The organism is Chitinophaga deserti (assembly GCF_003149455.1).
GTDB lineage: Bacteria > Bacteroidota > Bacteroidia > Chitinophagales > Chitinophagaceae > Chitinophaga > Chitinophaga deserti.
The window spans coordinates 109,267-121,534 of record NZ_QFFK01000010.1 but is presented as its reverse complement, the minus strand read 5'-3'; the positions used below and the strand labels follow the sequence as shown (position 1 = coordinate 121,534).

General features: G+C 53.6%; 11 protein-coding genes. All 11 read right to left on the bottom strand.

Annotation, left to right across the window (positions count from 1 at the left end; translation table 11 throughout):
* The 11 genes from DEV76_RS21485 to DEV76_RS21435 are packed head-to-tail and all read right to left on the bottom strand — an operon-like array spanning window position 1 to window position 12,257.
* Window positions 1-1,074, bottom strand: a complete 1,074-nt coding sequence (locus tag DEV76_RS21485; RefSeq protein ID WP_109700003.1) for a tail fiber domain-containing protein — start codon at window positions 1,072-1,074, stop codon at window positions 1-3.
* 19 nt (window positions 1,075-1,093) lie between these two features.
* The gene (locus tag DEV76_RS21480) at window positions 1,094-4,363 is read right to left on the bottom strand and encodes a baseplate J/gp47 family protein (protein WP_109700002.1); all 3,270 of its coding nucleotides are present in this window, start codon (window positions 4,361-4,363) and stop codon (window positions 1,094-1,096) included.
* 1 nt (window position 4,364) lies between these two features.
* Window positions 4,365-4,766 (bottom strand): GPW/gp25 family protein, encoded by a 402-nt coding sequence (locus tag DEV76_RS21475; RefSeq protein ID WP_109700001.1) that lies wholly within the window; start codon window positions 4,764-4,766, stop codon window positions 4,365-4,367.
* 20 nt (window positions 4,767-4,786) lie between these two features.
* A complete protein-coding gene (locus DEV76_RS21470) occupies window positions 4,787-5,077 on the bottom strand; it encodes a PAAR domain-containing protein (RefSeq protein ID WP_109700000.1) in 291 nt (96 codons plus the stop codon).
* A 6-nt stretch (window positions 5,078-5,083) separates the two neighbouring features.
* A complete protein-coding gene (gene vgrG / locus DEV76_RS21465) occupies window positions 5,084-6,820 on the bottom strand; it encodes a type VI secretion system tip protein VgrG (RefSeq protein ID WP_109699999.1) in 1,737 nt (578 codons plus the stop codon).
* Window positions 6,817-7,593: a CIS tube protein gene (locus tag DEV76_RS21460; protein WP_109699998.1), complete on the bottom strand. Its 777-nt coding sequence runs from the start codon at window positions 7,591-7,593 to the stop codon at window positions 6,817-6,819. Before DEV76_RS21460 ends, vgrG begins: the two co-directional genes overlap by 4 nt.
* A 1-nt stretch (window position 7,594) precedes the next feature.
* A complete protein-coding gene (locus DEV76_RS21455) occupies window positions 7,595-7,777 on the bottom strand; it encodes a DUF5908 family protein (RefSeq protein ID WP_109699997.1) in 183 nt (60 codons plus the stop codon).
* Between the two features lie 12 nt (window positions 7,778-7,789).
* Complete coding sequence (locus DEV76_RS21450) at window positions 7,790-8,302, bottom strand: phage tail protein (protein ID WP_109699996.1); 513 nt, start codon at window positions 8,300-8,302, stop codon at window positions 7,790-7,792.
* Between the two features lie 3 nt (window positions 8,303-8,305).
* Complete coding sequence (locus DEV76_RS21445; protein WP_109699995.1) at window positions 8,306-8,737, bottom strand: phage tail protein; 432 nt, start codon at window positions 8,735-8,737, stop codon at window positions 8,306-8,308.
* A 30-nt stretch (window positions 8,738-8,767) separates the two neighbouring features.
* Window positions 8,768-10,789: a phage tail sheath C-terminal domain-containing protein gene (locus DEV76_RS26235; protein ID WP_109699994.1), complete on the bottom strand. Its 2,022-nt coding sequence runs from the start codon at window positions 10,787-10,789 to the stop codon at window positions 8,768-8,770.
* 19 nt (window positions 10,790-10,808) lie between these two features.
* Complete coding sequence (locus DEV76_RS21435) at window positions 10,809-12,257, bottom strand: phage tail sheath family protein (protein WP_109699993.1); 1,449 nt, start codon at window positions 12,255-12,257, stop codon at window positions 10,809-10,811.
* Window positions 12,258-12,268 lie beyond the last annotated feature (11 nt).

The window sequence follows — 12,268 nt, the reverse complement described above, 5'->3', positions numbered from 1 at the left end:
TTATTTTTTTCCTTCCATCGCGCTGATTCTTTTCTCCAGTTCCTGTACGCGGGTGGTCAGTTCCTGAATGGCGTTTACCATTACGAAAGTGAGCGGGCTGGCGTTGAACATTACCACTTCATCTTCTTTACCGGTGGCTTCGTCTATCACTTTACCCAGGGAAGTCATGTAGGGGAAGATCTCACGGATTTCCTGTCCGATAATACCGAACTCTTCATGATCGGTGGTGGTATTGTATTTACCGTTGTAGCGATATCGTACGGTACGTACTTTCATCAGTTTCTCCAGGCCATCTTCCAGTTTGCGGATATCCTGTTTGGCGCGGAAGTCCGACAGATCGGTCCAGGTACCGCCACCAACAGTCTTACAGGCATGCCCTGCCACCTGCAGCATATGCGCACCAACGGCATTGTTTACACTACCGGGAATAGTTGCGTTGGTGTTGATGAGTACGGCGCCACTGGTACCATGGATCACCATGCGGTTGGTAAGACGGCTGTGGGTGAATGAGATATTCTGCGTACCGGGGGCGTTAATAGCCACATCACCTCCGGGGGCCTGACGGAGGGCGTAGTTATTCGCTTGCACCACATGGGTGGCATGACCGAACACTGCAAAGTCTGTGAAGCCGGCAGCGCCATTGGCCACTGCAGCATTACCAAACTTGGCAATATCCACAGCTGTGGGTGCCACGGTATTAAAGCGTACTTCCAGCCGTGCCACGGGTACCTGGGCGGCCGTGTTGATACCAACGTTTCCACCGGTAAAACCTACGTTAGGCCCGCCTCCTATTGGTTGAAAGGCTCCGCCGCTGCCACTTACCTGGCCCCATGTGGCACCATCGTGCACCTGTACCTGCCCTCCGTTGAAGCGCAGCGTTCCGGCTTTGCCCTGTGCAGTATCTGCGAGGTTAATACCACCGGGGATGTTGAGGTTATGCGTAACAGGGTCCACTGTTACCTGGTCGTCCATTTTACTGACGAAAGAATCGATCAGGTCTTCAAAGTCTTTCCCCGTTGGGCGCTCTCCGTCCCTGAACTCCTGTTTTAAATGGGCTTTACTACGTTCTGACATGATGCAAATTTTTTGAGGATTAAGTAAAAACGATGAAATCGAGGCCGATGATCATTTGACCGATGCCATCCTGCAGATCGCTGCAGGTAATGGCTCCATCAGGCAATGCTGCAATACGGTGGCTGCCGTTCGATACCAGGATGGCATCCGGCCGGGTGGCAGAAGCCACATCCACCGGCTCACCTATCACGAAGTCGACACCGATGGCCTTACCGGCGATGGTATTGTCGGAAGATGCGATGGCCGGTTCGGGAGATACACCCACGATAAAGTCCGTGCCGATCTTCATCTCCCCGATGCCGCCGCCTATGTCTGTGTTATGCCGGTGATACAATGCGAAATCCACGATGTAATTCACATAGTCACGGCCTTCGATGAATGACTGTATTTCTGAAGCATGCAGCTTACCGCCGAATACGATATCCTGCCCTTCTTCATACGCCCATGGACTGAGGAACCTCTTCAGATCCTCTTCCAGTACCTGCCCGTAATATCCGGGATCAAAACCCGGGTGAAAGCTCACGCGGCAATCGATCAGTAATGTTTCATATGTAGGGTTATCGACCTGTAAATTGACGAAGGGCGAGGTATATGCCCCGGTGAGGAATTCGCCCATCTCCCGCAGCTGATGCAGGTTGGCTTTCGGCTGAAGGGGATCGCCCGTGGGGCGTTTACGCCAGTCGGGCACCACCACCATACGCACCTGCCCGGGCTGCATCCAGCCGTCGCGGGTATTATGGGGGATACATTTCACTTTATAAATGCCCGGGAAGTATTGCAGCAGCATCCGCTCGAAATCTTCGGTAGATACGGCGCGGTTTTTATGCCGCAGCCTTTCGCTCACCCTGCGGTAAAACGAAGTATCCGACTCCTGGCTCTGCCCTTCAAACGATGCGAAGGGTTGCTTTACTTTCTTCAGCGAAGGTATTTTCCTGAGCAGTTTGCTGATGGTACCTGCCGCCAGCGGAGCGGCCAGATGGCCCTCATATCCTTCACTCCCGCCTTCCGGCAGCAGCAGGGTTGCTGTGGCAGCCTGTGTGAATATCTCTTTCAGGGAAGCCGCGCCTCCCGGATTATCCGTTACATGCAGTCTTATCCATCGCAGGCCTCCCGGCATACGGCTATGCTGTAAACTAGCGTCGGTGCCGATGTTGAGCCGCACGATACCCGGGCGCTGCATGCCATTGGTACTTTCTTCCAAAATATCGGTACCTGTTACCGGCTGCCATACGCTGCCTGCGAGATAGCTCCACTGCAGGTCTGTACTGCGAAGCAGCGTTGCACTTTCGAGGCTGCCTTCTTCCACCTGAAAAAGGAGCGATACTGTTTGCGGCGCTTCCGCACCTTCCAGTCCGATGTATAATGCTCCCCCGCCCGGATGCTCCGGCAACAGGGCAGATGGTATGTTGGAAACCGGTTCTGCCGGGCCAAATACATCCTGCAGGAAAAACTGATCGATGCCATTAGGCTGATCGGGCCGGAAAGTATCGCGTGCAGTATAATCCATCATCACGCTTTTCAGTACGGGCGTATATGGCGGCTTCGGCAATGTTGGCGGATCGCCGATGGTGGTTTTACTGATCGCGATCACGGTTTTCGTATATGCAACCGGGTAAGTTTTATGACCAAATGCCTCGAAGGGCTCTTCTGCCGGAGCGTTACCCAGCTCTGCAGCTGTAGGCGTCGTAAGCGAAAGGCGCACGAAACCCTGATTCACATCATGGGTAAAACCATCGCCCAGCGTTAGTGAGGGATTGCGGAGGTAAGGCTGCGCGGCAGTCTGATTATTAAAAGTGGATTCAATCACATTGATGGTGGCCGGGGATGGAGGATTGTTCCCCACAAACAACAACGCATCATTCAGCAGCCGGGAATTCCAGTTGCGTTTGTTCAGCAGGTGAAGGTCTGCCCGGAACACCCCGTTCTGCACATTATTATTTCCGTAATTCTCGTAATATTCATTGAAATCAAGGGGCGGATCCTGCCACTCCAATGTAAGCCGGAGCGATTGCAGCGTTTTACTAAATGCTTCTTCGTGCCCTACGTAGAACGATGATCCGATGCGCGGCTGGCTGGTAAACGGCGATACCGGTTTATCTGCAGCCTGCAATGCCTGATCGTTCTGCAGCACAAGCTTTTTTACGCCCTGCGCGCCTACTTCCACCGTTATATCCACCAGCGTAAACGCGCTCAACTTTTCAATGAGGAAGCTTTGCGGCTCCAGGCCTACTTTTATTACCGGCCATCCTGTCGGGAACGATCCTTTGTGCACGCCTTCGTTGTAAGCCGTGATGGCGGGCAGCTCCACGGGCAGGCTCATAGATACTTCCAGCGTCACTTCATTATCCTGGTCAGGCAGCTGTGGTAACTTGGGTTTCAGGGTAGCGTTGTATGCGAAATCAGTTTCCAGCCATCCCTTTGCTGTAGTAAGCCCTATTTTCAGATGGGGGGTAATAACTAATTCGGTAGTGATAACGGGCGCTTTCATCCGGATCTGCAGCTTTATGGTGCGCAGGCCTTCTGAAAGCAAAAGGTTGGGAGATGCAATGGCCCACCCTATGGTGGCGGCTTCCATCCGGCCACTGTCTTCCGGGATAGGCAGTTGCTTCGTACCCAATGGCCGCCAGGCGGTGCGGGTACCAATGCGCACGGCAGTGGCATCTGCGGATTTGAAAAGGATGCTTTTGCCGCCGGTGTTATGATCCCGGAAAGAGTTACGCAGCCCTGCAATTTTCGCCTGGGTCACCACAATATCACTGTCGATGGCGTAGTGAAGGGGCTTACCGTTGGCCGCCTTTCCTCCGTCGAGTTCTGTACCTGCTTTCAACAGCAGTGGCTTCGCGAATTTGGATGGTTCGAAGAGTACGTGTACTTTATCAGGCTGAGCAGTGGTCCGGCGCAGGCGCAGTACTTCTTCGTAGTAATAGTCCAGCCTTTTCTTCGTGAGCTGATTGATATCGTCGCGAACGATGGAGAACGTTTTAAAGTACGCCATCAGTAATGCCAGATGGGGCGTGAGGTTACCGTTTCCGGCCAGCATGGCCTGCAGCTGAGATTCACTGGCGCCGGCAATCTGTTCGAAGAAAGCCTGCCAGTCGCCCTGCGGGTTGCGCTGTGTATCGTAATACCTTACCTGCGCGGCCAGTTTATGGACGAAGGCGGCAAGATCACTCAGGCTACGGCCGTCGAGCGGAAGCGCAGCCGGGTCAAGCGCGGGCTGGGAACGGCTGGACTGGTTCAGTCCATCGGCCGACAGCAGGTATTGCAAGATATGTCCGGAAGCGCTCATGTTATTTTTCGGTTAGATAGAAGGGGTAAACAAGGTTGTGGCGTGCGTTGGTGCTGCGAATGGTGTAATCTACCAGTATACTTACCTTTCCGGCCTCAGCGGGATCCTGCTGCAGCATTACCTGGTTCAGTTTAATACGCGGTTCATAAACTATCAGGGCCGTTTCTATTTCTGCCTGAATGGCGGTGGCGGTAGTGGTACCGAGGGATTCAAAAATCCAGCGGTCCCTTTTCCAGCCAAACGATGGCTGCATGACGCGCTCACCAAGTTCGGTAGACAATACAAGGGCTATACAGCTCTGGATGTCGGCTTCGGCATCCAGCATTACGACTGATTTGTCGAGTTTGGAAAAGGTGGGCGGGAAGCTCCAGCCTCTTCCGAGAAATGCATTTTCCTGGGGCATAACAACTCTTTTTTTAAACGTTAACCACCGATCATTACAGTGGGGCAACCGATGATGATACTTCCCCCGTGCGCCGTACTGTCTCCCATCCTCGCTGCAGGCATCCCGCCGATCATGACGGTGCCGGAGCCTTTCACAACAGCATCCGGCGGACCGGTGCATGTACACATATCGCCCACACGCAGGGCGGGCATCCCGCCTATCATGACGGTAGCGCCTCCGGGCGGCAGGGCCGGACCGCCCACATGGGGCACTGTTCCGGTCACCATCGGGCAAACATGCATGTCGCCCACTCTTGCAGCCATTGTCATATCTTATCAGTTTATCTGTACCATCGCACCTTTGATCACGGTATTAGCGCTGGAGCTGATCTCCATACCCGCCGAGCCTTCCGCCTTAAACTGCGTGCCCGCCTTGGCTTCCAGCCCGGTGGAACTTTCCACCTTGATGCTGCCGGAGGCCTTCATCACAATGTCTTTCGCGCTTTCAATCGTGATCCCATCGGCCGAGAGCACTATCTTATTATCGTTCTGATCTTTGATCGTCAGCTCTTTTGCATCTTCGTCAAGCGTCAGCATATTGCCGCCGGGCGTATCGATGACGAGCGTTTTTTTATCGTCGTTGAAAAGGATGCGCATACCACTGCGGGTAAAGAATCCTTTTTCATGATTATCGTCTTTAGCTTCCAGCGGTGCGGCTTTAGCACTGCTGTGAAGGCCTCCGAGCACCACGGGGTACCGGGGATCATCGTCGAGAAAACCCACCAGCACTTCATCTTCCACTTCCGGGAGGAAGTAACTGCCGCGGCTGCCGCCTGCATCGAGGGTACATACGCGTGCCCATACCCCATCGTCTCCCGTATCTACTGATGGTATCTGTAAGAGGATGCGCCCTTCTCCATCCGGATCTCCTTCCAGCGCCTTCACGATGGCAGTGTGCAACCCGTTGATCCCGGGAAGCATTGCGCCTGCGGCTTTGGCCTGTACGGGAAACCGGTCGGTGTGTTTTTCGGGAGACATACCCAGTTGCAGATCTACCGTCCAGTTACCGGCACTTATATCGTGCCGCACACCGCTTACCCATGCCATACCGTTCATACGGGTACCCAGCCCTTCCAGAGCTACGGTAATACCGGGAACAGCTTGCGAAAAACCCTGCACCTGTGCCCTTCCGCAGAGGAAAGCCATCCGGCTGCGAAGGGCTGCCGCATCTGCCCATTGCTGCACTTCTTCTTCTTTCAATCCTGCGGGCTGTATCAGCGTATAGAGCGGTACGCCCATTTCGGCAGCTGCCAGATCACCGGGTGTTGTCCATTCCGGTTCGGACGATTCTGCTTCCAGCAGTGCCTGCGATGCAGGGTCCCAGCTTTGTGCTTTTATGCTGCCGTATTGAAGGCTGCCATCTATCTCCCCGTCGAATTCGAGGAGGTTGGTTCCGAACCGCAGGATGGCAACGCCTTCTGTTTCCACGGCAGGTTTGAAAATATCGATCTTGTCTTCGTTGGCTACGGCTACAAAGCCGATAGCATCGAGCCTTGTAATGAGGAAGTCCCAGTCGGTGGCATTGTACTGCACCATTTCGGCATGCGCCACGGGTGTTTCCTCTACGGCTCCTGTCAGCTCTTCCGCATCCAGAATGGTGGCGGCAATTTCACTGTCTTTCTGATCTTTAAACAAAGCGCTCTTTCTGCCAATGGCCAGCAGCGAGCTTTTATGGCGGCATTCCACCTGTAGTTCCGACACATGCTGCCTGAGCTTCAGGGAGTGAGCGGTTACGATGCCTTTGAAAATGGTTTCTTCCTGGCTGTGATACCCTGCCATGATCTCGATTTCGTTACCGGGGAGGAAGAGCTCTCCGGCACTCACCGGCCAGTCTGCAAGGGCTACATCGCCATCAGAAATGAGGAGGGTTGCGCCGGCAATACGGTTAGCCTCGTTCCACACGGTTACGGAGATGATGGGTATCTCTCCGGTCACCGGCTCGTCATTCACTTTTACGGTGAATGTAACCAGGCTTGTTTCCTGTTCTATCGGCAGTAATTCCTCGTCGCTCATTTGGGTTGCTTTTTAACAGGCGGGAAGAAGATGGAAGAACCGTCTTTCAGCTTACGGAAATTGTACATCTTATTCGCCCTTGCCACTTCAATGTATGGATTGGGTGTGCCATAAATATCCTGGCACATAAGCTGGATATTATCTCCGGCAATTACCTGGCGTACGTGCGTGAGGTCGGGAGAGCTTTTGTTTTCCACCTTTTCACGCAGCATATCCTCTATCGATCCTTCAAAACCGGCCCTTGCTTCGGCGCGCAGGGGCGTACCGTCGGGCTTAAAGAGTTTGTAGGTGATGGCCAGTGTACTGAGCACCCCCGTAAACACGAGCTTACCCCAGTTCAGCTGCACCCGCCGCGGACGGTGTTCCTTTCCTTCGAAGAGGTACACCACTTTGGCGAACTTCTGCAGCTCCGTCATCACATCATATTCATCGCCACCGGCGATAAGATCTGCAATGGCGCCGGCAATAGGCACATTGTCGAGCGGACCGGCCGGTTTCGGTACCACGCCTGTACCATCGAAGAGGAAAGTGAATTCCAGTCCGGGAGGAGAGGTATGGGTATACCTGGCAACGGAGCCGGAGTTTCCCGGGGCAGGCCTGCGGTTGTAATTGACGCGGTAGTTGATGGCGTAATTATCCGGGTTTACCTGCACCATGTATTTATCTCCTTCGGCGTCGCTGAGTACGGGCTTATCCTTCGCGTTGGCCGTGGGCTTATACGCGCGGATACTCATTTTTTCCAGCTTACCGCCGCCAAATACAGATTCCAGCATGTTAACGGTCTTTTTGTTTCTTCAATAATTTCATGACCTCTTCGGTACAGATCGCTACGATCTGCTGTATGTCTGTCTGCTGCTGTGGTGCGCTTCCGCCGGAAGGTCCTGAGCCGCCGGACTGGCCGGAAGCGGGTTCTTCCACCCTGGCGCGGATCACAAGCTCTCTGATTTCTATGGGCATACACGAATGTTTTTAGAGGCCGATGTTGATGTCGACGGATGCAGATAATCCAGCTGCAAGATCCAGCCCTACGCTGATGGGATCGTAGTACTTGAAATACTGGTAAGAGAGCACCAGCGTTTCCACCACTATCTCGTTGTTGCCGGCATTGAAGCCGCTTACTTCGAGTTTCTTGGGGATGGCGTTGATGAGGTACCAGTTATACAGGGGTACATGATCTGCGTTCATCAGGGAGATCAGGACGTTGCTGGGCTTGAACCTGAATTCGTCGAGAGCCTGCCGCGCCCAGTGAAGCACACCTGAGCCGAGGAACTTACCCCGTTTCAATGTAACATCACCATATTTGGAGCGAACGGGCAGGTTGTGCACGAAGCGGTGCTCGCCGCCTTCGGCTACGGTTTCCATTTCCATGTCCACCGTGAGCCCCGACACTTCCTGGAAACGTACGTCTTGCGGAAACTGCGGGAGGATCTCGAAAAGGACGAGAAAATGAAAACCGACCTGTGGGGTGTCAAAGGCAGACATATGCTATTCGTTTTGGATCACCAGACCTTCGTGCGCCAGCTCGATAGATTCGATGGCTACTTCATTACCGTCCGATTTAAGGTCGGAGCTCTGTACCTTGATAGGCCAGGCGTTCTTTACCTTCCATACCACCACCGGCTCGTGGTTTTCATTCAGCAGGCTGATAGTAACGTTGCGGCGTTCGATGGTATTGAGTGCCACGGTGTTCCACCAGTTGTAGAATTCATTGTCGCCCTTGAAAGTGCCACGTTTCATGGTGATGTTACTGTACTTGATCATGCCGGGCATTTTCGTTTTCACGTATTCCGGGCTGGCACCATCGCGGTACTCGATCGGGTCGATCTGAACATCAAGGCCGGATACTTCGGTAAACCCGATGTTGGCCCCACCCCATTCAACCTGGAAGTGGAACTTGGGAAGCGGATAATTCGCCATAACTCAGTTTTTTATGGATGGATGAGTAAATCAGGATTCCTGCATTTTGTGGCTGAAACGGAGCACAATAAATTCCGCGGGCCGTACTGCTGCCATACCGATCTCCACGATCAGCCGGCCTTCCAGTATGTCCTGCGCAGTCATTGTTTCTCCGAGGCCTACTTTCACATAAAACGCCTGCTTGGTGGTAGCCCCTGCCAGCGCGCCCTGCCGCCATTGCAGCGTCAGGAAGTTTTCGAGCATGGCACGGATGCGTACCCAGGTATTGGCATCGTTGTTTTCAAATACGAAAGGCTCCGATGCTTTCTTTGTTGACTCTTCCACGAAAGTGAAAAAGCGGCGGACGTTCACATAGCGCCATTCGTTATCATTACCGGCCAGCGTACGCGCACCCCATACAAGGATGCCTTTCCCGGTAAATGCCCGGATAGCGTTTACGCTCTTACCATTTTCATTCACGTTCAGCCCACTCTGCTCCTGATCGTTCAGCTTCACTGCCGGAGCCACCACACTACGGAGGCTCATATTGGCAGGTGCTTTCCATACGCCACGGGTGCGGTCTGTAGCGGCATAAATACCCGCCACGGCACCCGACGGAGGCAGGAGGCTCATTTCAAACTTCACCCTTTCCACCACGCCTTTGAAGAACGGATGCCGGGTAAAAAGAAGCAGCTCTGCATTATCGGTACGGTTAATAGCATCCTGCAATACAGCCATAAATGCATCCGCCACTTTCTCGAACGCCTTGCTCAGCGTCACGGAATTGGCAACGTTCTGAACGGTAGCCAGCGGCGTAGCACCGGTATAAGGATTGAGTTCAGGCTGAATGGAAGCCAGTGTGGCACCCGCAATCCAGTCTGTTGCATTGAGGTCGGTGTAATCCGTATTCACCATCGCATCGGTACGCGGCGGAGCGGGATGTGAGGACAATATGGCGCCATTTTTTTCGAACGCGATAAGTGCAATGAGTTGCAACCGCAGATCCGTATTGGCTTTCAGTGTATTCAGCACATGGATCATAGCGGGAGTATTCCCGGCATCCATTTCCAGCTTGCGCATGGAAAGGGCAACGTTGCGCACAAAGGTCATCAGCGGAGCAAATGCCGTACGGGCATTGGCTACATTAATAGCCGTCATTACACCCATGCGCAATGTTTCAAAATGCGCGCTGATGGGGTTATAGTTGCTGCGGTTAAGTACCGGGGATGGTATTTTACTGAACACCCTTGCTTCTTCCAGCAGCCTGTCGCGCAGGCCGGTTACCAATGCACTGTCTGCCGGCACAATATTGTTGATAGTACCGTCGGGGATAGCCGCATTGGCCTGGTCGATGAAGGCGAGCTGGGTAAAGCGTAGATTTTGGGGGTAGGATGATTGCAGCCAGGGATAATACGCCGCTGCATATTTCAGCTCCTGGTTGCCCACCTGCGTCCGGAAATTACCGATAGGGTTTTCTGCATGGGCAAGCCCAAGCTGTCCGCCGGGGATATCAAGCACGGCAAAGCGGTCCTGCAGTTTTGCGCATTGGGCAATGGCTGCTTTGTGGAAGTTGCCACTGTTTACGAAGTCGGGTGTTCCATCGCCTTCTTTCAGCGCACAGGTATCCGGCGCGCAGATGATGGTAGGCTCGTCTTCTTTAGACACGGCAGTGAGGCCGCCGAGGAGTCCTGTGGTAGCATTACCCAACGTTACATCTGTCGTGTAATTACCTACAGAAACTATGTAGCAGGGTCCGCCACCGTTGTCGAAGAAATGCTGCAGCGCATCGAACAGGAAGAACTTACGCCCGCTCACCGGCGTAACGTCAGTGATGTTATTCTGCGCGTCCAGCTTCACGGTTACGGTGGCAGGTGTATAGGCACCACCATAGAGGGAAGTGTATTCCAGCATCGATGTGATGCGGACAGGGCGGTTGAGAAGCGTTTTCCCTCCCGGATCTGTTGTTAGCGCCGTATGGCCGATGAAGGCGGGGATGGCTGTTGCCACGGCTGCTACGGAAGGCGGTATCAGCGAAAGCTCTTCGACAAATACGCCTGGGGTCTTATAATCCATATCCAATCAGATTAAGAGGTTAAGATTCCTGCATTTTGTGGCTGTAGCGGAGTACGATGAATTCCGCAGGACGAACCACGGCCATACCGATCTCCACGATCATGCGGCCTTCGAGAATATCCTGCGCGGTCATTGTTTGTCCAAGGCCCACTTTCACATAAAAAGCATGCTCTGGTTTGGCGCCTGCCAACGCTCCTGCCCGCCATTGCAGGATGAGGAAGTTCTCAATCATGGCGCGCACCTTCACCCAGGTGTTGGCATCATTGGGCTCAAACACGAATGGTTCGGATGCTTTCTTGGTAGATTCTTCCACCATGTTGAAGAAACGGCGTACGCTCACATAGCGCCATTCGTTATCGTTACCCGCCAGCGTGCGTGCACCCCATACGAGCACACCTTTACCACTGAAAGAACGGATGGCGTTCACACTCTTGCCTGTTGTATGCACATTCAGATTCTCCTGCGCATCGTCACTGATAGTAACCAGCGGCCTGCGTACAAAACGGAGACTGGTATTGGCCGGGGCCTTCCACACACCACGTGTGGCGTCTACGGTGGCATACACGCCCGCAATGGTACTGCTGGGCGGCATGATCACCGGCATGGCCGTTATGGCATTTTTAATCTGATGATATAATTTATTCGCTACGTGATACAGCGAGTTGGCTTCCTGCGGAACAGTAGGCTCAAAAATCCGCAGCACCATGGCGCCGGGAACGGGGTTGCCGTTAAGGGAGCCTGTAATGGTAACTGCTTCTTCGTTATAATTCAGCGTCAGCGAAGTTTCGAGATGCGGATAATAAGCAGCCCCGTATAACAGGTTGTTGTTGCCGATAAGGGTACGGAAGCCGTTGGCATTATCATCGATCACATTGGTATTGCCGGGGTTGGTGTAATCTAGATGACCGTTAAACACGTCCATGATTACAAAGCGGTCTTTCAGATCGGCGCACTGTGCCAGCGCGAGCGATTGCAGATTATAGAAATCGCCCTGGTTGAGGATCTGCGCATCGGGGAACACGAGCAGTGTAGGCTCATCTTCTTTGGCGATGGCTGCCAGTCCCGCGGTGTAATTACCGATGGTGGCTGCAGGAGGCGTGGCCGTATCGGCTCCGATGGAAACGATGTAGCAGGGGCCGCCACCGTTGGAGAAGTACATCTGCATGGCATAGTACATTCTGAAAAGAGCTGCCGGCGCTGTTGGACCGGCGGCTACCACGTGCTGTCCGTTTACGGTGTTAACCTGCGCGGTGAATGTTTCCAGCCGTGCACCGAAGATGGATTCGTAATCCACCATGGAAGTGATGCGTACCGGTTTGTTCACCAGCGAATTGCCATTCAGCGTGGTAAGCCGGGTGTAGCCGATGAAGGCCGGGATGGCAGTTTCCACCTGCGCCACAGACGGCGGGAATTTGGGTACCTCGTCGATGTAAACGCCGGGGGTTTTAAGATTTGCTAAGTTTAACATGAGCGATCAGT